Source organism: Bradyrhizobium sp. UFLA03-84 (assembly GCF_002289535.1).
Lineage (GTDB): Bacteria > Pseudomonadota > Alphaproteobacteria > Rhizobiales > Xanthobacteraceae > Bradyrhizobium > Bradyrhizobium viridifuturi.
The window spans coordinates 543,775-567,081 of record NZ_NSJY01000013.1; the positions used below are offsets into that span (position 1 = coordinate 543,775).

The 23,307-nt window shown below is 61.8% G+C and carries 15 protein-coding genes and 1 pseudogene; 9 read left to right on the forward strand and 7 right to left on the reverse strand.

Annotated features, from left to right (window positions below; all coding sequences use genetic code 11):
* Positions 1 to 308: 308 nt before the first annotated feature.
* The gene (locus CK489_RS16710) at positions 309 to 881 is read right to left on the reverse strand and encodes a hypothetical protein (RefSeq protein ID WP_095733001.1); all 573 of its coding nucleotides are present in this window, start codon (positions 879 to 881) and stop codon (positions 309 to 311) included.
* Positions 882 to 2,187: 1,306 nt separating this feature from the next.
* Here CK489_RS16710 and CK489_RS42305 point away from each other — a divergent pair.
* Positions 2,188 to 2,696: pseudogene (locus tag CK489_RS42305) on the forward strand ((Fe-S)-binding protein); the annotation flags it as partial.
* 556 nt (positions 2,697 to 3,252) lie between these two features.
* On the opposite strand, the gene CK489_RS16725 reads toward CK489_RS42305, so the two are convergent.
* Together CK489_RS16725 and CK489_RS16730 are read right to left on the reverse strand one after the other, a co-directional pair.
* On the reverse strand, positions 3,253 to 4,074 hold the full coding sequence (locus CK489_RS16725; protein WP_095733002.1) for an SDR family NAD(P)-dependent oxidoreductase: 822 nt from the start codon (positions 4,072 to 4,074) through the stop codon (positions 3,253 to 3,255).
* A gap of 137 nt (positions 4,075 to 4,211) precedes the next feature.
* Complete coding sequence (locus CK489_RS16730; RefSeq protein WP_349626936.1) at positions 4,212 to 5,795, reverse strand: class I adenylate-forming enzyme family protein; 1,584 nt, start codon at positions 5,793 to 5,795, stop codon at positions 4,212 to 4,214.
* A 413-nt stretch (positions 5,796 to 6,208) separates the two neighbouring features.
* Between CK489_RS16730 and CK489_RS16740 the strand changes: the two genes are divergently transcribed.
* The gene (locus CK489_RS16740) at positions 6,209 to 6,562 is read left to right on the forward strand and encodes a carboxymuconolactone decarboxylase family protein (RefSeq protein ID WP_095733004.1); all 354 of its coding nucleotides are present in this window, start codon (positions 6,209 to 6,211) and stop codon (positions 6,560 to 6,562) included.
* An 87-nt stretch (positions 6,563 to 6,649) separates the two neighbouring features.
* On the opposite strand, the gene CK489_RS16745 is transcribed toward CK489_RS16740, so the two are convergent.
* The 3 genes from CK489_RS16745 to CK489_RS16755 are packed head-to-tail and all read right to left on the reverse strand — an operon-like array spanning position 6,650 to position 10,034.
* Positions 6,650 to 7,705 (reverse strand): MBL fold metallo-hydrolase, encoded by a 1,056-nt coding sequence (locus tag CK489_RS16745; RefSeq protein ID WP_095733005.1) that lies wholly within the window; start codon positions 7,703 to 7,705, stop codon positions 6,650 to 6,652.
* A 53-nt stretch (positions 7,706 to 7,758) separates the two neighbouring features.
* Positions 7,759 to 8,907, reverse strand: a complete 1,149-nt coding sequence (locus CK489_RS16750; protein WP_095733006.1) for an acyl-CoA dehydrogenase family protein — start codon at positions 8,905 to 8,907, stop codon at positions 7,759 to 7,761.
* Positions 8,904 to 10,034 (reverse strand): acyl-CoA dehydrogenase family protein, encoded by a 1,131-nt coding sequence (locus CK489_RS16755; RefSeq protein WP_143278177.1) that lies wholly within the window; start codon positions 10,032 to 10,034, stop codon positions 8,904 to 8,906. The genes CK489_RS16750 and CK489_RS16755 overlap by 4 nt, the downstream gene beginning before the upstream one ends.
* Positions 10,035 to 10,205: 171 nt before the next feature.
* Here CK489_RS16755 and CK489_RS16760 point away from each other — a divergent pair, with 171 nt between their 5' ends.
* Complete coding sequence (locus tag CK489_RS16760) at positions 10,206 to 10,805, forward strand: TetR/AcrR family transcriptional regulator (protein ID WP_050629278.1); 600 nt, start codon at positions 10,206 to 10,208, stop codon at positions 10,803 to 10,805.
* Between the two features lie 27 nt (positions 10,806 to 10,832).
* Here the strand turns inward: CK489_RS16760 and CK489_RS16765 are convergent, their stop codons facing one another.
* Positions 10,833 to 12,050 carry an ABC transporter substrate-binding protein gene (locus CK489_RS16765; RefSeq protein ID WP_050629277.1) on the reverse strand — a complete coding sequence of 406 codons (1,218 nt, stop codon included), beginning with the start codon at positions 12,048 to 12,050 and terminating at the stop codon, positions 10,833 to 10,835.
* A 262-nt stretch (positions 12,051 to 12,312) separates the two neighbouring features.
* Between CK489_RS16765 and CK489_RS16770 the strand changes: the two genes are divergently transcribed.
* The 6 genes from CK489_RS16770 to CK489_RS16795 all read left to right on the forward strand — a co-directional run bounded on the left by CK489_RS16770 (position 12,313) and on the right by CK489_RS16795 (position 23,273).
* A complete protein-coding gene (locus tag CK489_RS16770) occupies positions 12,313 to 13,779 on the forward strand; it encodes a flavin-containing monooxygenase (RefSeq protein WP_095733008.1) in 1,467 nt (488 codons plus the stop codon).
* A gap of 27 nt (positions 13,780 to 13,806) precedes the next feature.
* Positions 13,807 to 15,462, forward strand: coding sequence for an AMP-binding protein (locus CK489_RS16775; protein WP_095733009.1), 1,656 nt, complete (start codon positions 13,807 to 13,809; stop codon positions 15,460 to 15,462).
* 18 nt (positions 15,463 to 15,480) lie between these two features.
* Positions 15,481 to 16,230: an SDR family NAD(P)-dependent oxidoreductase gene (locus CK489_RS16780; RefSeq protein ID WP_095733010.1), complete on the forward strand. Its 750-nt coding sequence runs from the start codon at positions 15,481 to 15,483 to the stop codon at positions 16,228 to 16,230.
* 318 nt (positions 16,231 to 16,548) lie between these two features.
* Positions 16,549 to 19,635, forward strand: coding sequence for a beta strand repeat-containing protein (locus tag CK489_RS16785; protein WP_143278178.1), 3,087 nt, complete (start codon positions 16,549 to 16,551; stop codon positions 19,633 to 19,635).
* A gap of 28 nt (positions 19,636 to 19,663) precedes the next feature.
* Entirely contained in the window at positions 19,664 to 21,829 is a 2,166-nt protein-coding gene (locus CK489_RS16790; protein ID WP_198960939.1) for a type I secretion system permease/ATPase, read from the forward strand.
* A complete protein-coding gene (locus tag CK489_RS16795) occupies positions 21,819 to 23,273 on the forward strand; it encodes an HlyD family type I secretion periplasmic adaptor subunit (RefSeq protein WP_095733013.1) in 1,455 nt (484 codons plus the stop codon). The genes CK489_RS16790 and CK489_RS16795 overlap by 11 nt, the downstream gene beginning before the upstream one ends.
* Positions 23,274 to 23,307 lie beyond the last annotated feature (34 nt).

Here is a 23,307-nt window from a genome sequence, read left to right on the forward strand (position 1 = left end):
GCAGGCGAGCCAACGGTGAAGAAGAGAGTTGAGCGGCTTAGCGTTGTGAAGCCGCGGAAGCCGTCAGTCCGGGGCCTGAGGTGTCCAGGTGACCTGAGCCATTCGCTCATACGAGCGGCGGTCTCAGCCTGTCGAGCGCGTTTCAGCAACGCGTCATTTTGTGCACCTGTGGGCCGGCCTTTGGCCTCGCCACGAAGGCGGATGCTTCGTCGGCAAATCGAATAGGCTTCTTCGACTTGGCGTCCTTGAGTTCATGCTTATCCGGTTGCGACACACAGATGCCCATGACCTACTACATCTTGTATTTGTCATGCTGCGCTCCTTTCGTCCACTTTGGCGGCGGTATTCTCGAGAAAGAAGGGCGCGCGCACGCCCGCGCTGAATGCTTCGGCACATTCGAGCGCCTCTTTCACGCGCGCGGATGGTTCGGTCCATTCGCGAGTTGAGCGAAGCGAGCCGAGCGCGATCAGGTCGCCGCAGCCGCAGGCGTCAAAGCCGTGTGACGACTCCCCGACTTGAAAGTCATCCGAAATATGGAAAAGGCGGCCAGAATACCCCACCAAAAAGCTGCCGCCTTCCTCTGCCCCCTCTCTAATGCGCGCAAATCCGCCCTCTTTCATCCGCGCGCGGGCGGCGTCGATAAAGTCAGTGACCATATAGGTCATCACGTCGATACCGACGCGCGGTGTCGGCGGATGAAAATTGAACGCGAGAAGCTGGCCCATGCGGAACGACGACGTGAAGCCCATCACGAAATCGCCATTGCGAAAAACCTTGCGGTCATTGCGAACCATAAGCGAAAGACGCCCTGCGCTGACGCCAGCGCTATCCCCGCCGATAAAAACTTGGCCTTTGTCGACAAGGCCGACGATACAGGTCATTCAAAGCCCCTCGCCAGGTGTAGTGGGTGTGTGCGCTAACCCGATAAGCATGCTTGAGTTTGAGGGCTTCTTCAGCCGTTTCGCTCCAATAAGCTGATCGGTCTTCGCCCATGTACTGGACTTGAACGATCTTCCCATTCTTATTCTGTGAGCCGAAGCTCGGACCGCTAGCAGAGTATCGGACGTGCTATCATGCTGCCACATGGTTTGGGGCTCGCCTCCCCCTTGAAATGGTAGTAGCGCGGTTCGCGTGATTGAGTATCCGGACGTGGCGATACAATAGCTGGGGCCGTCGCCATGCCAAGCGGTGTATAAGCCACAACGGCACAGCGCCACCCGCTGAAAATACATGCGGACGGCGCTGGCACCGCACCAGGGGGAGAGCAAAATCCTGGCCCATTGATGGCGCTCAATAACGGAAAGGATTCGGAAACGCTATTCCATATGACTCCGGGATGCGAAACCCACGATCGAAGCCGGCCAGCGTGGAGATGCGCCTGTCCGATATCGAGCCGAAGTTCAGCATTGGATCGGTTGACGTGTCGCCAAGGACGGGACCGTAGGCCTGATTTAAGAGGCGGCGAGCGTCCCGACAAACACCAGTCGCCCTTCAGGATTTCGAACTAATCGCGGACCCGCTCGGGCAAATCGTCGACAGTCGGAAAATCAATCTCGCTGCTCGCACTTGAACTCAATTTGATGGCCCGGGACAAAACCAGGCGGCTCGCTAAGAAATGAAACGGCTTAGTTCCATCAGCTACAACAGAGCAGTTTCGCTCATTTGTCTGATCTAAATGACTGTGCCAGCCTGCCCCCGTGTTCGATGTGATCCGCAAAGCTGCAAAGGCCGTTCAGTATCTAAGGCTACGTAGGGTGAATCGCACCTGCGTGAGCGAACCAGAAGGAAATCTGGGCGATGCGAAAGACGAAGCGTCTTTGCAGACCTCAGCGGAATTTGTGCGCACCTATAGTGCCGCCGTAGACGCGCTCACAGCGACGACAATCAATGCGCAGGCCGGGTTAAACTGGCTGAGCGCTCAACCGCCAGATCTGGAGCAAGTCCTGCGAACGCTCAATGCTGTCACTAACGACGGTAAGCGAGCGGGCGGTAATGTCGTTCGACTTCGGACGTCCATGGATCGATCCCTAGCGGATGACGCCCTTGATCGTTGAGCTCATACCTCTGACTTGGCAAAGCAAGTCGCTTTTGAATCGCACCTCAGGCGATGCCCGCTTTGGCGCTGGTGTTAGGGCAAAAGCAGACGGCAAACGCACTCCGATCCGCAGCGTTCCGATTGGAGTGCATACCTGTCCAATATATCTGCTGCTTGGTGACGAGCTCGACAATCCTCGCGGCCGGATCTACCAGATCAAGGACATGCTGGAGGGCAGCACACCGGCGACCACGCCCGTCGTCAAGCACATCGACCGCTGTCTATCGTGCCTGTCATGCATGACCACCTGTCCGTCGGGCGTGCACTACATGCACCGTGTGGATCACGGTCGCGGCTATATAGAACAGACGTATCGGCGGCCCCTCCACGACCGGCTCGTCCCGGGCCATGCTCGCGATGATCCTTCCCTATCCGAGACGGTTCCGAGCAGTAATCACTGCGGCGCAGATCTCCGACCATTGAAGTACGTCTTGGCCAGGCCGGTTTGCCCCATGTAGGCGATCGGCTTGCCGCGATGCTCGATCTCGCGCCAGCCCAGGTGCCGCTTCGATCCGCCTCGCAAAAGCCTGGTGTCTTTCCGGCGATGGGAGAGAGGCGCGGCCGCGCCGCAATTCTCAGCGGTTGTGCCCAGCCCGTGCTACCTCAGTCGGGCGATCGGCCCAATAGATCAGTTGAGGGTAACGGCGAAGGAACAGGTCTTGGATCATGATGTTTCGCCGTGAACTGAGTCGTTTCCACGCTGGTTTCGAAGTTCAGCCAGAAAAACCATGCCGACGTCGACGGCTGGCTGAGCGATTTCCGGGTCGACAGCCGCCGGCGCAAGCATCTGCGATCCAGGGTACGTGTCGTCGACGAGCCTCATGACCAGCAGGAGCAGCGGCAGCACAAGTTTGGTGTCGTCACGACCGTGCCGATCATCAGCCGCAAGCCGCGGCGCATACTCGACCCTACTCTCGGACCATTTCTCGCCGGCGATGGATTGCGTACGAACGGCGGCTTTCGACGAACTACCAAGGGTCCACGTCGTGAGTTAGGCTGCCTTCTGGTAAGAAAACAGAGCTTCAGAAATAGTGGGTCTAGCGATGTAGCGGTCTCCCGCTACCATCTTTCCCGATACTCCTTTGACGCTGTTTGGATGAGCTGTTTCCCGGGGAAGGCCGTCGAGCGGCAACGGCTTTGGCGCCGGCGGCGGTGCGCTACAAGTCCGGATTGAACTTCTGCACCATCAGCGCCTGAGACAGTCCGCCGTCGCAATTGAGATTCTGGCCGGTGATGAAAGAGGCCATCGGCGAGGCAAGAAAGACGATCGTGTCGGCCAGCTCCGAAGGCTGCCCCAATCGCTCCATCGGGATACGCGCCGCGCGATGCTGGACGACCTCTGGCGTCAGAACCGCGCGCATCAGCGGCGTCTCGACGGTGCCCGGGCTGACGACATTGACGCGAACACCGTCCGTGACCCACTCCATTGCCATCGTCTTGGTCAGGGCGATCAGCGCCGCCTTGGTGACGCCGTAGGCCCCGCCGTTGGGATAGGCGCCGATGCCGGCCAGCGAGGCGACCTGTACGATCGATGCGTGGGTGCTCTTGCGCAGATGCGGCAGACAGGTGCGCGCCAGCATGATCGCGCCCTCGACGTTGATTCGGAAAGACAGCTTCCAATCCTCGAGGTCGGACGTCTCCAACGGACCGGCCTTCACCACTGCGGCGGCGTTGACCACGATATCCAGTTGACCGAACTCCCGGATGGTTCGTGCAACGGCGGCGTCAATGTGTGCCTCATTTCCAACGTCGAGCGCCACAGCGATGGCTTTGCCGCCATACGCGACAATCGCGGACGCAACGTCGCGCGCGGCCTGTTCGCGAATATCGGCGACCACCACCATGCCCTCATTGGCGGCAATGATGCGTGCGGTCTCCTCGCCGATGCCGCTGCCGGCACCCACGACGATCGCGACTAGGCCCTTCAGACGGGAATGACGCATCCAATCGCGCGGGCGGTCCTCAGTGGTTCTCGTCATCTGATCATCTCCGTTTTTCAGCGCAATTCTGATGATTGCTCTTGATCCCTGCGGCGATCACAGGCCGCAACCATTCGATGCTCCGGGGCTCGCATGAGAGCATCCGTAGAAGCATCGACTGAAAGAATTTCGTTGCCTTACACGTCCACGCCGAGGTCCTGCTTCGCCCGATCGCGAAGGAGAACGCGCTGAACCTTGCCGGATGCCGTCATGGGCAGCGCGTCGACCGTGACCAGGTAGTGCGGGATCTTGAAGCTGGCGATCTTGCCCTTGCAGCGCGTCTTCACGTCCTCGATTGTGCAGGTCGTTCCCGGCTTGAGCACGATGTAAGCGCAAGGCACTTCCGCCAGCCGTGGATGGGGCACGCCGACCACCGCGACCTGCTCGATGGCGGGCACCAGCGCCAGCAGTTCCGTCTCCAGCGCGGCCGGCGACACGTTCTCACCGCCCACCTTCAGCATTTCCTTGTAGCGGCCGAGGAATTGCAGGAACCCGTCGGGCCGCAGAAAGCCGCGGTCGCCGGTGCATAGCCAGCCATCCCTTATGGTCGCGGCGGTGGCCTCCGGATCGCGGAAATAACCGCGCATCGTGGTGTAGCCATGCCAGAGGATCTCTCCCTCGACGCCGGGAGGCTGTTCCTTGCCGCTCCCTGGCTCGACGATCTTCAGCCCAAGTCCGCTCAAAGGGCGGCCGGAGGTGGTACAGCGCTGTTCTTCGGTGTCGTTGAGCGTGCTGACGCAGACATAGCAGCCCGCTTCCGACATGCCCCAGCCGCTCACTGTCGGACACAATTCGGCTTGGACCTGCTTGGCGACCGCGTTCGAGTTCTCCATGCCCGCTGGCAGGCCACCGAACCGAAGGCTGGACAGATCGGCCTTCGACTGCGCCTGCACCCGCAGAATGTCGGCATAATGGGTTTCAAAGCCAAACAGGCCCGTGACCCGTTCGCTCTCGATCAGTTGGATCGCTTCTTCGGCGTCCCAAGCGTCCATCACCACCTGTCGGGCGCCCGTATGCATGCAGCCGAACACCATCTCGGACATGCCGAACAGGTGGAACATCGGCAGAAAATTCAAGACAACGCTGCCTTCCTTCAAAGGCCAATGATCGTGCCGCTCGCAGATGCTTCGCAGCAGCGTGTGATCATGCATCACCCCCTTGGGGTTACCGGTCGTGCCTGATGTAAAGACGATCAGTGCGATGTCGTCGATCCTGACATCGGCGACCGCCTTCTCCAGGGCAGCGGGTGAGACGCGCTCGGCGTCAGCGAGGAAGCGGTCCCAGGACAGCGATCCCCAATCGGAATTGTCACTCATCACGACGATGTCGGTGAGGTGCGGAAAGGCATCCACGCGCTCGAATCGCTTGCCGTCGAACCTGGGAAGAACCGCCTTCAGGATCTCGACATACCCGACCGGTCCGGACCGTTCGACGACGAACAACAGCTTGCACTCCGCAAGCTTGAGCGCGTAGGCGACGTCGTGCTCACGGTAGCGGGTGTTCATCGGGGCGGCGATGGCGCCGATACGCAGGATTGCGTACAGGGCGATCGTGAACTCGATCCGATTCGTGACCCACAGGCCGACGACATCACCCTTTCTGATTCCGCGCGCGAGCAGTGCGCGTGCGGCGTGGTCTATCTCGGAGTTGAGTTCAGTGAAGCTCAATCGAACGTCGCGAAAGCTGATCGCTGCGCCGCGGTACGGGGCAGGTCGCCAAATCTCGACGCTGCTGCAGACATGTGTTTCGCTCCCTGGCCACGTTCGTTGGCTTGTTACTTGGGCTGGCCTTTCGTCGCCGACGCCGGTTTGGCGCCAAGCAGCAGGAAGGGAAGCCGCTGATCGTTGTCAGCTCGACCATTTCGACCGTCGTCTACTAAATCGACAGCAAAAATACCGGTATGTCGAATATATATACCAATTGGTATGCTAAGCCAAGAGCCCGGAGCGTCTTTCTATGCCCGGGGCTGAACGGTGTGCGCGATCTCGTTCGGCTATGCCGACCCGAGCCATCCCGCCAACGGCTTCCGGACGGGACGCGCATTGTCGTCGGAGGTCGTTCGGCTCCATGATGGCGCTTGAGCGACGGGAACGCTCCTGTCGACAGGATTGACCGACAGCATCAGGAGGCGGCAATGGCGGATGGACAATACAGGGCGAAGCTGCAGGACATCAGGGCCAACGCTGCGCGGCTCTATAAGGCGGCGCCCGAGCCGATGAAGGCCTTTCAATCGCTCGTCAGTGTCGCCACGAAGGATGGGGTACTGTCCGTCCGGCACAAGGAGCTGATCGCGCTCGCCATCGCGATCGCAACGCGCTGCGAGGGTTGCATCGTCCATCATGTCGACGCCGCCAGGCGTCACGGCGCCGCGCGCGAGGAAGTCGCCGAGACCATTGCGGTCGCGGTCGAGATGGGCGGAGGGCCGGCAACCGTCTATGGTGCCGCGGCGCTCGCGGCGTTCGATGAGTTCGCCTCGATCGCCACATGAGGGCGCCGCGGCTTCGCGTCGTTTCGATATCGCCGACGCGTCATCCTACTGCGCTAGAATCCTCACCACCGCTTGCGCCCGCCGTGATCACGGCAACCGGCAGACCGGGCGGTCGGCGTCAACGCTCCAGGCGAGGTCGCCGCGCCGGATCAGGCGGTTCACATGCGCCAGCGTTTCGGTGAAGGCGAAGCTCATCTCATGTGCGGTGAGATTGCGTGAATGGAACAGCGCAGGGACGAGTTCGTCGACCGATTTCGGTCCCTCGCGGCAGGCTTCGATGGCGCGGCTGCAGCGTTCTTCGTGATGGGCTAGGATCTCCGCGCAGCGCCGGTGCAGGCCGAAGAATGGCCGCCGGTGGCCGGGCAGGACGAGCACGTCATCAGGAATCTCCGACGTCATGCCGCGCAGTGTGCGCATATAGTGGCCGAGCGGATCGCCGTTCGGCTCCTCCGCCCACACGCTGATGTTGGGCGTGATCTTCTCGAGCACCTGGTCGGCGGCGAGCAGCAGCGACTCCTCGGGGCAGTAGAGCAGGACTTGTTCAGGCGCATGTCCGTCGGCGCTCAGCACGCGAAAGCGGCGGCTTCCGATGTTCAGCGTGTCGCCCATCAATAGCCGGTAGAAGGTCTCGGGCAGCGCCGTCACCTCGCGCAGGTAGTCGAGGCCATGGGTCGCGACGATGGACGCCGTCTCCGCTGTCATGCCGTAGCGCAGGTAGAATGACCTGTTCTGCTCCGAAGCTGTCGAGTGCGGGTCGAGCGAGAGCATCTTGCATGCCGCGTAAGTGGAGTAGCTGGTCAGCAGCGGGACGCCGAAGCGCGCGCAGAGCCAGCCGGCCAACCCCATGTGATCGGGGTGAAAGTGCGAGACGATGACCCGGGTGATGCGAATGCCGGCGAGGGGACCAGCGAAAAGCTTATCCCAGACCACCTGCGCTTCCGCCGTTCGGATGCCGGTGTCGAAGATCGCCCAGCCGCCGTCATCCTCCAACAGATAGATGTTCACATGATCGAGGCGGTAGGGAAGCGGCACCCGTAGCCAGCGCAGGCCGGGCGCGACCTCGAGCACTTCGCCGTAGGCGGGCGGTGTCTCGAACGGGAACGTCAGTGCGCGTGCCTGGTCAGGGCGTGTATGCAATGTCATGATCCGTCCTCATTTCCGCCACCCGATGTACGCATCGCCGCAATCTCCGTTCGTCATCGCAACCCGAGGCCGCGCGCGATGATGCCGCGGAGGATTTCGCGCGTTCCCCCGCGAAGCGAGAATGATGGCGCTGCCTGCACGATGTAGTACAGGGTACGGGCGAGTTCGCGCGTTTGCTCCGAACCGGGCTCGATCTCGACGAGGCTTCTCACCACGTCCGGCATCTCCTGTTCGACCAGCGCGCCGAGATCCTTGACGACGGCCGCTTCGAGCGCCGGGTTCTCGCCATTCTGCAGCAGCCAGGCAACACCGCGGGACAATTGCCGCAGCACGACGAAATGCGAGATCAGCCGGCCCACTGCAATCGTGGCATGGTCCGACGGATTGCGCTGGAGCACGCGGATTAGTTCGGCAAACAGGACGAAAGAGGAGAGGAAGCGCTCCGGGCCCGACCGTTCATAGGCGAGCTCGCTGGTCACCTGGTGCCAGCCATTGCCCTCTTCGCCGATCAGCGCCGAGCCCGGAACAAAGACGTTCTCGAACACCACCTCGTTGAAGTGCTTGGCTCCCGACAGATCTGCGATCGGACGGATCGTGATGCCCGGCAGCGTCAAGTCGACCAGCAACTGGCTGGTGCCCTTGTGCCGGTCGGCGGGACCTCCACTGGTCCTGCAGAACAGCAGCATGTAGTGCGCGCGGTGGCCGTAGGTGGTCCACAGCTTGGTGCCGTTGACACGGAAGCCGCCGTCGACGGGCTCGGCGCGGGTGCGGACCGCGGCAAGGTCGGAGCCGGAATCCGGCTCGCTCATGCCGATGCAGCAGAACAGTTCGCCGGCCGCGATCTTCGGCAGCACGCTCTGCCGCTGCTCTTCGGTGCCGAAGCGCAGCAGCAGCGGGCCACTCTGCCGATCCGCGATCCAGTGCGCCGCAACCGGGGCACCGGCCGCCAGCATCTCCTCGAGCACGACATAGCGTTCGAGGCTGCTCCGCTCATGGCCGCCATATTGCTTCGGCCACGTCATTCCGATCCAGCCGCGCTCGCCCATCCGACGCGAGAACTGCGCGTCGAAGCCGCTCCAGGAGGCCGCGCGCACATGCGCCGGCACGTTGCGCAGCTCCTCGGCGAGGAAGGCACGCACTTCGCCGCGCAGTTTTTCGGCTTCAGGCAGCGGCGGTGCGTTGGGGAAGGTGAAGTAGGTCATCGTGCCTCCTGCGCCGCGCCGAACGCCGTCACGAACGGCCAAAGGCCTTCTGCTCCGGCCGCGAGCGCCTGTCGGCCCAGGATGGCGCTCCAATGGCGTTCCGAGCCGAATTCGTCCCGCCAGGCCCACAGTCGCCTGGTGAAGAAATGCAGCCGGTGCTCCTCGGTGAAGCCGATCGCGCCATGCACCTGATGCGCGATCGGCGCCGCGACACTCACTGCTTCTCCGGCCCGCGCCTTGGCGGCGGCGATCGACGGGATGTCGAGGCCATCGAAGGCCGCGCCGGCGATCGCGGCTGCGCCGCCGCATGCCGCAACCTGCCCGGCGAGGACCGCGAGCGATTGCTGAACCGCTTGCTGCTTGCCGATCGGCTTGCCGAACTGCACGCGCTCGTTGGCGTAGGTGACCGTCAGCTCGAGCACCCGCTCAAGCGCGCCGGCCATCTCGGCGACGCGCAGCGCCGCACCAGCCGCCCTCAGTGTTTCGCAGTTCCATCGCGTTGGCGCCGGCCGCACATCGTCGTTCGACAACAGGGCGTCTATCGTCAGTGCATCGGACGGTACGCCGGCCAACGATGCGCGTTGCTCCAATTCCGCGATAGTCCGGTTCAGCGCGACCACGAACGGACTTCCGTCATGATCGGCCAGCGCGACGATCGTACCGGCGTGGCGTGCCCATGGCACGCCTGCGCCGCGACCTCGGATGCGCCATCCGGCTCCCTCCCGCTGGAGCGAGAACGCCGAGCGGCCGGTGACTGGCGCAATCGTCGCGGGCCTGTCCACCGGCGCGAATCCCGCCTCGGTCAGCAGCCGATTGGCGAGCATCGTTTCGGCGAGCGGCACGGTCGCCGCGTGATAGCCGGCTATGCGCACGAGCTCGATGGCTTCGGCAGGCGCGACGCCGAATCCGCCGCCAGCCTCGCTGACGAAAGCCAGCGGAAAACCGGCCTCGGCGACCTCCCGCCAGCTCGTTTCAGACCACTCGCCAAGCTCGGCCTTTCTGAGCTCGCCATCGTTCACAGCTCCAAAGAGCCGGGTCGCGCTTTCACTCAGGAGAGCCGCTGTTTCGCTACGGTATGGCAATCGAATCACCTCTTCGGCCCGCATCGGCCAATGCCCGGCGGACACCAGGTTGTCCGGAGGCAATATACTGGATAGTATTTTTGGTTGTCCAATGATTATGCTATGATGAAATGGCTGGGCTGTGGCGCGCCTGCAATTTCGGTGGCATAGCACGCTTTGGCGAATCGGTGCCGAGAGTCAGCAGCTCTGGACGTGATTGGCAGGGAAGGTCCGTAAATGAATGTCAAGCAACAGATTAAGGAGTACAAGCGGGAGCTGATCTTGGACGCTGCGGCGAAGCTGTTTTACGAGAAGGGCTTCCAGAAGACGACCATCGACGACATCGGAGCGGCGCTCGGCGTCACCAAGCCATTCATCTATACGTATTTCGAGAACAAATACGCGATCCTCGAGCAGCTGTTCGATCAGTCATTTGAGGAGTTGTATGTTGACGTACTCAAGGTCCTGAACAGCAAGCAGGGATCTCCAAAGGACCGCCTCCGGCAACTCATCACGGTGTATGTCGAGAAGAACATCGAGCGGCAAAGGTTTACTGCCATCATGCTCGAGGAGGAAAAGAACCTCAGCTCAAAGAAGATCAGCGACATCAGGCGCAAGCAACGCGACTTCGACACCAAGCTCGCGCGTCTCATCGAAGAAGGCGTGGAGGCCGGCCAGTTTCGGGTGAGCGACCCCATGATCGCATCGTTGGCCATCAGCGGTATGGTCCGGTGGACCCACCGCTGGTACTCGCCTCAGGGACGGCTTTCCGCCTCGGAATTGGCAACGAGATTGAGCGACCTTGCCCTGAATTTGGTCGGATGCGCCCAGGCGTGAGCGCATCCGGATTTGCGTTACGCCGCCTCACTTGCTTGCTTGTGCTTCCCTGACCAGCGGACATTCGCTTTCGGAGAGCGGGCGAGTTGCTTCCTCGGCGGAGAGCTTCTGGATCGGCTTCAGGACGTCCCAGTCCGACGTCGATTCCTTCGGTGACTTGGCCTGGAACAGGTACATCGGTCGCGGCAGCCGGCCGTCCTCACGGACTTTGCCGTTCTCGGTCATGAAGTCGTTGACCGGCAACTCCCGCATCTTCGCGGCGACCTTGATGGCATCGGTCGTTCCCGCGGCCTGAACAGCCTTCAGATAGTGGGTCACTGCGCTGTAGATGCCGGCCTGCATGCTGTTCGGCATCTTCTTGGCGATCGCGAAGAAGCGCTTGGAATAAGCCCGCGTCTTGTCGTCGAGATCCCAATAGAATGCTTCCGACGAGAGCAGCCCCTGCGCCGTCTTTGGGCCGAGGGAATGGATGTCGTTCACGAAGGTGATGAAAGATGCCAGCTTCTGCCCGCCATCGACGATGCCGAACTCCTGGGCCTGCTTCACGAAGTTGATGAAGTCAGCGCCGGCAAGCGCGAGTAGGATCGCCTTTGCCTTCGAGGCCTGCGCCTGGAGGATGAAGGAACTGTAGTCCGCGGTGTTGAGCGGAACGCGGACGCTGCCGACGGCCTTGCCGCCCGCCGCTTCCGCGAAGCGTGATCCATCGCGCGCCATGGCGGTGGCGAATGCGTAGTCGACGAGCACCTGGTAGAAAGTGTCCGCCCCCGAGCGGATCGTCGCCATGCCGACCGTCTTGGCCAGCCCGTAGCTGTCGTACACCCAGTGGAACGAGGTCGGGCTGCAGGCCTTCCCGCTGAGGTCGCCGGTGCCGGCGCTGACGACGATGTCAATCTTTCGACTAGAGACGGCCACGTTGCGGACCGCAAGGGCGACCGCGGAGTTGCTGAGGCCTGTGATCATTTCGACGCCGTCGGCTTCGATCCAGCGCTTTGCAATCGCAACGCCGGCATCGGCCTTGTTCATGTGATCGGCGGAAACGATCTCGACCTTTCGGTTCAGCACCGGGCCGAAATCCTCAACCGCCAACCGCGCCGAGATGACCGAACCCTGGCCGGACAGATCGGCGTAGGGGCCCGACATGTCCTCGATGACGCCGACCTTCAACGCTGGCTCCTCGGCCCGCACAACATCGGTGGCCAATATCAATGACAACGTCAGCAGGATCGTACCAGAAAGATAGCGCATGTTTCCTCCAAAACATTTTATATACTAGTTGGTATTTTTACAGAACATAAAGTAGTAGTACCAGGAAAGCAAACGGTAAGTGAGCGCGCGGGAACGGTCAGGCGCGCTTCCGATCGGAGCCGTTCCCGACGTCCTTGTCGCATCCGCAATGCAGCCATGCCGCAAGGCGTGCAACACGAACGCGATCGGTACTTGACATATACTGCTTAGTATATTCTTATATCACTAAGAATATTCGAGGCAGATACGGGAGACGTCAGGGATGACCAGCGCGAACAAGGCCTCTTTCAGGGTGGCGGTCATCGGGGCCGGCGCTTCCGGCATCGCGACCGCGGTCTATCTGCAGCGCGCGGGTGTCGCCTTCACGATTTTCGAACGTGCCGGCGACGTCGGCGGTACGTGGCGCGACAACACCTATCCCGGACTTTCCTGCGACGTTCCCTCGCACCTCTACCGCTATTCGTTCGCTCCGAACGCTGAATGGAGCCACGAATACTCGCCTGCCGCGGAGATCCACGCTTACTTCCGGGGCGTCGCGGAGAGGCTTGGGATCATCGACAAGGTCCGCTTGTCCAGCGAGGTCACCAGGGCGGAGTTCGTGGGTGACGGTATGTGGCGCATCACGACCACGCAGGGCGATGAGGGCCTGTTCAATGCCGTCATCGCAGCGACCGGCGTGCTGCACAAGCTCGTCCTGCCCGACATCGAAGGGCGAGATAGCTTTGCCGGCACGTTCTTCCACAGTTCGCGGTGGAACCACGAGGTCTCGCTGGCAAACAAGCGGGTCGGCATCGTCGGCACTGGCTCGACCGCCACGCAGATCCTGCCGGCGATCGTCGACGAGGTGGCCTCCGTGTCGCTCTTTCAGCGGACGCCGCAATGGATCGTCAACGTTCCGAACAACCCGTTTCCCGAAGAGAAGAAGAGGGCGTTTCGGGACGAGCCGCAGAAGATGGCGGAGCTCTACGACCATCTCAACAACCTGTTCAACCAGCGGTTTGCGGCATCTCTGGTCGGCGAGAACGACGCCGGTCTTGCCGAGATGGCGCGGGCCTGCCGGCAGAACCTCGAAGACAATGTCCACGATCTCGATCTTCGGCGCCGCCTGACGCCGTCCTACCAGGCCGGGTGCAAGCGCCTGATCGTGTCCGACAAATTCTATCCGGCGATCCAGCGCCCGAACGCCCATTTGGTCGATGCCAAGATCACGCAAATCGAGCCTGCCGGCATCAGGACCGCGGACGGTCTGCTGCATGAGCTCGATGTGATCGTCTATGCAACGGGCTTCGATCCGTTCGCATTCTTCCGTCCCGCGGTCATCGTCGGCCGGGACGGCGTGAGCCTGAACGAGCGCTGGAAGGAGTCCTGCCAGGCCTATCGCTCGGTCGCGGTGCCGGGCTTCCCCAACCTGTTCTTCATCGGCGGTCCGAACAGCCCGATCGGCAACTTTTCATTCCTGCGTACTGCCGAGGTCCAGATCGGATACGTGACCAGGCTCGTGAAGATGCTGGCCGACGGGGTGCATCGCGAGATCGAGCCGACACAGGAGGCGACGGATTCCTTCAACGCCGAGGTCGAGCAGGCGATCAAGCATACCGTCTGGGTCACCGGTGGGTGCACCAGCTGGTATTTCGACAAGCAGGGCAAGGTCGTCTCATGGCCATGGTCTTACGGACGGTTCGAGGCCGATCTGAAGCAGCCTCGCATGGAGGAGTTCAAGGCAGCCTGATCGCAAAGAACAAAGGGGAGGACGTCAATGATCGGGGCAATCCCGAATGAGCGGCACGACGCTGCCGCGGCGGAGGCCGATGCGCGGCGCGTTCCCGAGCGCCACGAAGCCGTCCTGCGCTACGTGCTGGAGCGCCGCGCCGCGAGCCATCCCGAACGGCCGTTCCTGCGTTTTCCCGACGGTACGGTGACGAGCTATGGCGCATTTCTCCTATCGGTGCAGCGCCTCGCCGCGGGTCTTGCCTTCATCGGCGTGAAGCAGGGCGATACGGTCAATGTCTGGCTGCCGAACACCGTCGATATCGTGCGGGCCTGGTTTGCGATCAACTGGCTCGGTGCGGTCTACGTGCCGATCAACACCGCCTATCGCGGCAGCCTGCTATCGCACGTCCTGATCAATGGCGGCGCTACGGTGCTGCTGGCGAATAGCGGCCTCGTCGACCGGCTGCGGGAGATCGACTGCGGCACGATCGAGACGATCGTCGTCGCCGGCGAGCCATGCGGTGACATCGATGGGATGAGGCAGATCCCGCTCGAGGCGCTCGACCTTGATCCCGCCGATCTTCCACCCCTGGTGCGGCCGATCGAGCCGTGGGATCCGCAATCGATCGTCTACACTTCGGGGACGACCGGCCGGTCGAAGGGCGTGGTCAGCTCCTACGCGCATATGTGGCACATGTGCGGTCCGGCTGCCTATCCGATGCTCGACGAGACCGACAGCGTGCTGTGCTTCCTGCCCTTCTTCCATATCGGCGGCACGCTACCGGTATCGGCAATGCTCAATCGCGGCGGCGCGGTCGGGCTGGGCGGCGATTTCACCACCGACCGGTTCTGGCCGGCGGTGCATGCCACGCAGGCAACCTACACGATCCTGCTCGGCGTGATGTCGAGCTTCATCGCCAAGCTGCCGCCGTCGGACGCCGACCGCAAGCACACGCTGAGGAAGGTGACGATGATCCCGCTGCCCGGCGACTCCCGGGCGTTCGCGGAGCGGTTCGGCGTCGACGTCTGGACGCTGTTCAACATGACAGAACTCAACACCCCGATCGTGTCGGAGCGCAACCCGCCGACGCCCGGTACCTGCGGCAAGGCGCGGGCGGGCAACGCGCTTCGCATTGTCGATGATCATGATCGCGAGGTCGCGCCCGGCGAGATCGGCGAATTGATCATTCGCAGCGACGCCCCGTGGGCGTTGAACTCCGGTTACTTCAAGAATCCGGAGGCTACGGCGCATGCCTGGCGCAACGGCTGGTTCCACACCGGCGATGCATTTCGCAGGGACGCCGACGGCAATTTCTTCTTTGTCGATCGCATCAAGGATGCGATCCGCCGCCGCGGCGAGAACATCTCCTCGTTCGAGGTCGAGGCCGAGATCCTTGCGCATCCGGCCATCCGCGAATGCGCCGTGGTCGCGGTGCCGAACGAACTTGCCGAGGACGACGTGCTTGCGATCGTGGCACCGGCGCCCGGCGCGGTGGTGAAGCCGGAAGAACTGCTTGCGTTCCTGCAAGCCCGGCTCGCGCACTTCATGATCCCGCGATACGTGCGCATCGTCGCCGAGTTGCCGCGCACCCCGACACAGAAGGTCGAGAAATACGTGCTGCGGCAGCAGGCCGTGACGGCGGACACCTGGGATCGCGAGAAAGCCGGTGTCCGGATCAAGCGAGACAAACTCACCAACTGAATTGATAGGGAGATCGATATGATGCGCGCGGTGATGGTGACGGGCTCGTCCCAGGGCGTTGGCCTCGGGATCGCAAAAGTGTTCCTCAAACATGGCTGGCGGGTGTTCGGCGTTGACCAGAAGCCGGCGAGCGAGATGGTCGCAACAGAGAGCAGCTACGCGCATGTCACCGCCGACCTTCGTGACGGTAACGCCTGCGAGCAGGCCGTCACCGAGTGCGTCCGCCGCTTCGGCAGGCTTGATGCACTCGTCAACAATGCCGGCCTCGGCAACGCGCGCGGCTTCCTGGAGACGACCGACGACGATTACGAGCGCTATTACTCGATCAATGTCCGGCCGGTGCTGCGACTCTGTCGCCTCGCGCTTCCGGCCTTGAAGCAAAGCCATGGCGCCATCGTCAACATTGCATCGGTGTTCGGGATGATCGGGGCGGCGGGCAGTGCCGCCTATGTGCCGACCAAATTCGCCGTCGTCGGCATCACCAAAATGCTGGCGACCGAGTTCGGCAAGGACGGCATTCGCGTCAACGCAGTGGCGCCCGGCCTGATCTGGAGTCCCGGCACCGACGACCGCATCAAGAACAACGCGTGGTGGCATCGCATGATGATCGAGGGCTGCCCGCTCGGTCGGGTCGGCCAACCCGAAGAGATCGGCGAGGCCTGTGCCTTCCTCGCGTCGGACGCCGCAAGCTTCATCAACGGCGTCGTGCTTCCGGTCGATGGCGGCTGGTCGATCGCGAAATTTCTGCCGCAGTCCGCGGATGCGTAAGTCAGCGCGCGCCTCGATGCGCTTTCGCCACTGCCTAAATCGTCGAGCGCATTCATCAGCTTCGACTCGAGATCATCGATCCAATTGTCGGGTCTCTTGCTGCGCGATCGTACTATCTAAAGATGTATTAGTTAAAAGTTGAAACGATAAGCGTTGTGGCGACAACGCGATCGTGCAATAGTTTCGTCGCTTACCCAATATCGTTTTCGTCAGTCAATTCTCTATTGGCAGTACCGCGAACCATCTCACGCAGGAGAGTTCGCGAGGAGAAGTGCATTGTAGCAATTGATTTTTCATCAATGATCGAGGGAGGCTGTGATGGCGTTGGTCCTCAAGAACAAGGACGGCTTCTGGTACTGGTCCGATGGAAATCCCTTAGACGCTACCTTCCCTGCCGCGCTCTACGGAAATGTAGACGGAGTATTCCTTCCCACCGATCCGACTTCACCGCCCAAGAGCGAAGTCGTATGCCCCCGGAGCATCAGTTTCACAGTGCCGGGCTCACCCGGGGCAGAAGTCACAGTTGTCGAAGATGGCGGCAACCTTGATTTCACGGTGACGATGCAGGGGCCGAAGGCCGATCTGTCGGGTCTGTTCTTTGATTTCACCAACGGAAAGCTGTCCAGCCTCCAGGTCACCGGCGATCCCGACATCACGCAGTTCGTGACCGGGGCCGGGAGCGTGATCAACCTGAAGAATGGCGTCAACATGAACGGCGCCAAGGTGCCGGCGTTCGACGTCGGGATGGAGTTCGGGCTGGCCGGTATCGGCAGCAATCATCTCGACATCCACTCAACCAGCTTCGTCCTGAGCGACGCTGCGCACGATTTGTCGATCGATGACCTTCACCCGACCGGTGAAACCGGAATCGTCGGCGTCAGGACGCTCAGTGTCGGCCAGAAACTCGAGACGGTCGCGCCCTTTGCACCGACGGCCACGCCCGACACGGTGACGACGCTGGAGGATCAATCAATCACCATTCCGGTCAGCGCGCTCGCGACTGACAAGAACAGCGGCGCGATCCTGAGTATTAGCGAAATCGGCACCGGCCCCGAGGGACCGCAGTATGGCACGGTGACCATTGCGCCCGACGGAAAGAGCCTGATCTATACGCCGACGACGCTTGACTATTACGTCGACGGCATTCTGACCGGCAACGAGGACGCGTTCCAGGTTTGTGTGACCGACAGTTTCGGCGGCGAGGTGACAAGCTTCGTCACTGTGAACGCCACGCCTGTGGCAGACCCACCGAAGGTTGTTGATCAAATTGCCGCGCCGCATGCCGGCGACGCCGCGACGCTGGTGCGGTTCGACGTCACCGTCACATCGGGTGATTTCGCGACGATCAACCAGATGTCGGACTACATCAAGAGCTTGAGCCTTTCGCTGACCGGCACCAACACCATCGGCATCACGGTGACTGACAGTGACGGCCTGTTGTCCGGCAACCTGATTACGCCTCCTGCGAACCAGGGGCAGTTCACGGACGAACTGCTGGTCTCATTGCCGGCCGGATCGACGTTCAGCGACACCCTGTCGCTGACCGGGACCAATGCCGAAGTCGAAAACACCGGCTCCCCGGCCACCGCGTCCACGACCATCACCCAGACGATTACCGCCGATACCGAAACCACGCTCGAAGATACGGCGATCACGATCCCGATCGGCAATCTGGTCGGCGGCGCCAATATGAGCATTACGGGGGTTGCTCCAGGGCCGCTCGGACCGAAATACGGCACGGTCACCATCGCGCCGGACGGACAGAGCCTCACATACACGCCGACGACGCTCGACGATTTCGTCAACGGGATTCCGACCGGAGATCAGGATGTCTTCCAGGTTTACTCATCCGATGGTGCGGGTAACAACGCGGTAACGCTGGTTACCGTGAACGAAACGCCGGTCGCGGACGCGCCCACCGTGAACGTGACTGTGCTCCCGATGCAACCGGGCGACCCGATCAACGAAGTCCGTCTGGAAATCACCTCCCAATCGGGTGACTTTGGGACCGTGAACCAGGGCTCGGATTTCATTCAGAGCATCGCGCTGAACTTGACCGGAACGACGGGCGCAACGTCCATCATAGACAAGCTAGGATTGCTGTCAGGCAATACCATCAATCTCGACCCGTCCAACCAGGGCAGTTTCCAGGACGAAGTCGACATCCTGATGCCAGCGGACACGTCCATCGTCGACTCCCTGGGGATCACCGCGACCGCAGCCGAGACCGAAAGCCCGACTGTATCCGCTTCGACCAGCACGAGCCAATCGATCGTGATCGACAACGCCCAATCCTCGACCGATCTGACGTTCCAGACCACCGGCCAAAGCATCTGGGATACCGGGGCAGCTTTCAGCAAGGACTTCAACACCGGATTCCTCGGTCTCGACAAGAACTACAGCACGTCGAAGAAAGCCGTGATCGGAACCCTTGGTGTCTCCACGACGATCGCCAGCGCCGGTGCCAACCTGCATGTCAGGGCCGGCGTTCAGGCGGACCTGAAGATCACCGCAGGCGACATCAGCGCCACGCTACCGTTCAACGTCGGGCTGGACTCCACCTATAACAAGACCACCGACACGATGCAGATCATGGCGACCGATGTGCAACTCGGCGGTGGACACTTCACCGCGCATGGGCCAAGCGGCTCATTCACCTTTGGGCTGGATCTTGGCCTTACGGCCGGCGCCCACGCCACCGTCTTCGGCACCGGCCCGAGCACACATGTGAGCGTCGGGTCGTTCACCAAGCCGGTGTTGGGCTTCAGCCTGAAGAGCAGCCAGCTCAGCACGACGATCGACCTGCCCGGCGGCGCACAGCTGACCCTGGCATTCCCCAATGTGAACACCAATGGCAGCAACGCCGGCCCCGGCACGATCTCCGGCACGGGGACCAGCAACGATATCGTGAACCTGTCGGGCGACCTCGTCGCGATCGCCAGCAACATCATCTTCGGCACCGACGTGACCGACATCAACATCGGTCCGTTGTCGATCGATGTCCTCGATCTGATTCTCGGGATCGGTCTGAATGTGGTGCAGAAGTTCGATCTTAACTCCTCCGGGTTGGTGCCTGCACTGGTCCTGGAAGATGGGACGGTCGAACCGTTGTCGTTCGGCACGCCGCTGACGATTCCGAATGCGTCAAGTCACGACTTCAACCATGACGGGAAGATCGAGTTCGGCCTTGGTCTGGTGCCGACGGCAACCTTGACGAACAACACCTCCCTTGGCGCCACGATGAACGCCTCGATCACTGCGCTCGCGCTTTCCGTCAGTCACATCGGCTCGTTCACCGCGTTCAAGGCCGGTACGACTGTGCAACTCGGCACGTTCCCGCCGATCTACAACAAGACGTTCGCCTTGAACGGGTTCGGGCAACAGACCGTGACTCAGACCGTATAACCATCGCTGCGATTTACGGCTTAGCGCTGTGGACACCGTCAACGATGGAAAACCGGAGCCTGTATCAGTCCCACCCAGGACTGATACAGGGCTTGTGGCGCTCTGTCAGATCGCGCGACATCTGGGGATTCCGGCAAACCCGGTGACCTTGGGGCGCCACCACCTGGTGGTGGGCACGATCGCGGGCAAGGAGGATCTGATCCGTATCGCGCGGCGTCTCGGATTGCGCGCGCGGCTGGTGAAGACCAACTGGGACCGGCTCGAGAAGACGCCGCTTCCGGCAATTCTGGTCAACGGGAACGACCAGTTCAGCATCGTCAGCCGGGTCATTGACGGTCGCGCCGCCGTGCACGCCGCGGGGACGGCGCACCCGAATCTGCTGGAACGCTCGGATCTGGACACGGTCTGGACGGGTGAGCTGATCCTGCTGAGCAGGCGGCTTTCGCCAGCGATGCTGGCCAATCGTTTTGATATCAGGTGGTTTCTGTCGGCGGTGCATCGGTATCGATATGCGCTTACCGAGGTGCTGATCGCGTCATTCTTCCTGCAACTGCTCGGCCTGGTCTCGCCGCTGTTCTTCCAGGTGGTGGTGGACAAGGTGCTGGTGCATCGCGGGCTGTCGACGCTCGACGTATTGATGATCGGCCTGGCATTTGTGTCGGTGTTCGAAGTGATGCTGGGTGCGTTGCGTACCTATGTGTTCAGTCACACCACGAACCGCATCGATGTCGAACTGGGCGCGCGGCTGTTCGATCATCTTCTCGGCCTGCCGCTTTCCTACTTCGCCAATCGCCGTGTCGGCGACTCCGTCGCACGCGTGCGTGAACTGGAGAATATCCGCAATTTCATCACGGGTTCCGCGCTGACGCTGTCGATCGACCTGTTCTTCACCTTCATCTTCCTCGCGGTCATGTACCTCTACAGTCCGCTATTGACGTGGATCGTCATTGCCTCGCTGCCGGCATATCTGATCATCAGCGTGATCCTGACGCCGGTGCTGCGTCGCCGTCTCGATGAGAAATTCGCCCGTGGTGCCGACAATCAGGCCTTTCTGGTCGAGTCGGTCAGCGGCGCCGAAACCATCAAGGCGATGGCCGTCGAGCCGCAGATGCTGCGACGATGGGAAGATCAACTGTCGGGCTATGTCCGCGCCAGCTTCCGCGCACAGACCTTGGGAAATATCGGCGGTCAGATCGTCCAGTTCATCAACAAGTTCACCATCGTCGCCACGCTCTACCTGGGCGCAAAGGCGGTGATGGCGGGTGACCTTACCGTGGGCGAACTCGTCGCCTTCAACATGCTGGCCGGGCGAGTCGCCCAGCCGGTGTTGCGCATTGCGCAGTTATGGCAGGATTTCCAGCAGACCAGGCTCTCGATCGCTCGTCTGGGCGATATTCTGAATACGCAGCGCGAGCCTGCCCAGACGGGTGCGGCCTCGCTACCGGCGATCAGGGGCGAGGTCCGGTTCGAGCATGTTACGTTCCGCTACGTGGCGAACGGGCCAGCTGTGCTCTCCGATGTCTCGCTACATGTGGCACCGGGGCAGGTCATCGGCATCGTCGGGCCATCGGGATCGGGAAAATCCACACTCGCCAAGCTGGTGCAGCGCCTCTATACGCCGGAGTCCGGTCGCGTGCTGATCGACGGGGTCGACCTCAGCATGGTCGATACTGCCTGGTTACGTCACCAAATCGGCATCGTGCTGCAGGACAACGTTCTGTTCAACCGCTCGGTGCGCGAGAATATCGCGCTGGCCGATCCGGGTGCGCCGATCGAGCAGATCATTCGCGCCGCGACCTTGTCGGGAGCGCACGATTTCATCGTCGAGCTGCCGCAAGGCTACGACACGACGATCGGCGAACGCGGCGCATCCTTGTCGGGCGGTCAGCGGCAACGCATTGCGATCGCCCGCGCGCTGATGGCAAATCCACGGATCCTGATCTTCGACGAAGCAACCAGCGCGCTGGACTATGAGAGCGAGCGTGTCATCCAGGAGAACATGCGTCGCATCGCAGCTGGCCGGACGGTGCTTGTCATCGCCCATCGGCTCTCGACCGTCCGCGGTGCCGACAGTCTGATCACGCTCGACCACGGACGAAAGGTGGAAGAAGGCACGCACGAAGAGCTGCTCCGTCGGTCGGGACGCTACGCCCATCTCTATCGGCTCCAGTCGGGGATCTCCAATGCGGTCTAACGGCGCCTCGGCTGCTGATCACAAGGCCGGTGAGGTGGTGCTCTTTCAGCGCCGCTCGGCGCAGCGCCGGGCCTCTGAGCGGGAGTTCCTGCCCAGTGCACTCGAGGTGATCGAAACCCCGGCGTCACCGGCCGGTCATCTGATGATCGGAACGATCGTCTTGCTGGTGACGGTGGCGGTGATCTGGGCCTGCCTTGGCAAGGTGGACATCATTGCAGTGGCGAACGGACGGTTGATCCCGGCCGGAGAGGTGAAGCTGATCCAGCCGCTCGAAATCGGAGTGGTGAAGCGGATCGCGATCAGCGAAGGCGATGTTGTCCGCCGTGGCGATGTGTTGGTCGAGCTCGATCCGACCGCCACCGCTGCGGATGTCGACCGGATTGCACGGGATCAGATGCAGGCGAGGTTGGATGCGGTACGGTTGTCCGCACAACTCGCCGGAGACGCTGGGGCCTTCGTTGCGCCAACGGACGCGGACCCGGCGCTGGTCAATGCGCAGAAGCGTCAAATGTTGACCGAGTTGGCACAGCACCACGCCAAGCTCGACGGGATCGATCAGCAAGTCCTGGCCAAGGCGGCGGAGCGGGACGAGTCGAAGGCAACCATTGCCAAGATCGACGCGACGCTGCCCCTGCTCGACGAGAAGGTGCGGATGTACCGGGAGCTCCTGGAAAAGAGCCTGACGTCAAAGGTCAACCTGCTGGAGTCCGAGCGGCAGTTGGTTGAGGCAAAGCATACCCGGATTGCGACCGAGCACCACGTCGAAGCGACGGTTGCGCAGATCGCCGCGTTGATCCAGCAGCGGAAGCAAACGGAAGAGGAGTTGCGGGATCAGGACATCAAGGAGCTGGCAAAGGCGAACCAGACTGCGGCCCAACTGTCGCAGGACGGCATCAAGGCCCGGCAACGCAGCGGGTTGCAGACCCTCAGGTCACCGGTTGATGGAACGGTAGAACAGCTGTCGGTCCACACGGTCGGCGGCGTCGTAACGCCGGCCCAGACGCTGATGGTCGTGGTTCCTCGTGGCTCGAAGCTGGAGGTCGAAGCGACTCTTCCGAACCGCGAGGTGGGGTTCGTCGAAGTGGGGCAGCAAGCCGAGATCAAGGTCGAGACCTTCAACTACACGCGTTACGGTCTCCTCCACGGCAATGTCCGGCTCGTCGGCCGTGACGCCTTGCGCTACACGCGCTCGTCTTCCGATCCATCTGACAAAGATCCGTTTGCGGCGAAACAGCAGGCTGCAGGGAGTCCTTCCGAGCGGGAATCCTCCTACATGGTTCGCATTGCGCTGAAGGAGACCACGATCGGTACGGAACAGGGGGAAATGCAGCTGGGGCCCGGCATGGGGGTGACGGCGGAGATCAAGACCGGGCAGCGGCGCGTGATTGAGTATGTGCTGTCGCCGATCATGCGCTACAGACATGAGAGCTTGCGCGAGCGATGAGTGGGGCCTCACCAGGGACAGCCATGACAGGCGC

What these genes read in the sequence shown, in the direction of transcription:
- CK489_RS16725 (WP_095733002.1), bottom strand. Translation starts at nt 4,074, where the DNA reads ATGACGAGAACCACTGAGGACCGCCCGCGCGATTGGATGCGTCATTCC.
- CK489_RS16745 (WP_095733005.1), bottom strand. Translation starts at nt 7,705, where the DNA reads ATGACATTGCATACACGCCCTGACCAGGCACGCGCACTGACGTTCCCG.
- CK489_RS16750 (WP_095733006.1), bottom strand. Translation starts at nt 8,907, where the DNA reads ATGACCTACTTCACCTTCCCCAACGCACCGCCGCTGCCTGAAGCCGAA.
- CK489_RS16785 (WP_143278178.1), top strand. Translation starts at nt 16,549, where the DNA reads ATGGCGTTGGTCCTCAAGAACAAGGACGGCTTCTGGTACTGGTCCGAT.
- CK489_RS16765 (WP_050629277.1), bottom strand. Translation starts at nt 12,050, where the DNA reads ATGCGCTATCTTTCTGGTACGATCCTGCTGACGTTGTCATTGATATTG.
- CK489_RS16780 (WP_095733010.1), top strand. Translation starts at nt 15,481, where the DNA reads ATGATGCGCGCGGTGATGGTGACGGGCTCGTCCCAGGGCGTTGGCCTC.
- CK489_RS16795 (WP_095733013.1), top strand. Translation starts at nt 21,819, where the DNA reads ATGCGGTCTAACGGCGCCTCGGCTGCTGATCACAAGGCCGGTGAGGTG.
- CK489_RS16710 (WP_095733001.1), bottom strand. Translation starts at nt 881, where the DNA reads ATGACCTGTATCGTCGGCCTTGTCGACAAAGGCCAAGTTTTTATCGGC.
- CK489_RS16740 (WP_095733004.1), top strand. Translation starts at nt 6,209, where the DNA reads ATGGCGGATGGACAATACAGGGCGAAGCTGCAGGACATCAGGGCCAAC.
- CK489_RS16775 (WP_095733009.1), top strand. Translation starts at nt 13,807, where the DNA reads ATGATCGGGGCAATCCCGAATGAGCGGCACGACGCTGCCGCGGCGGAG.
- CK489_RS16770 (WP_095733008.1), top strand. Translation starts at nt 12,313, where the DNA reads ATGACCAGCGCGAACAAGGCCTCTTTCAGGGTGGCGGTCATCGGGGCC.
- CK489_RS16760 (WP_050629278.1), top strand. Translation starts at nt 10,206, where the DNA reads ATGAATGTCAAGCAACAGATTAAGGAGTACAAGCGGGAGCTGATCTTG.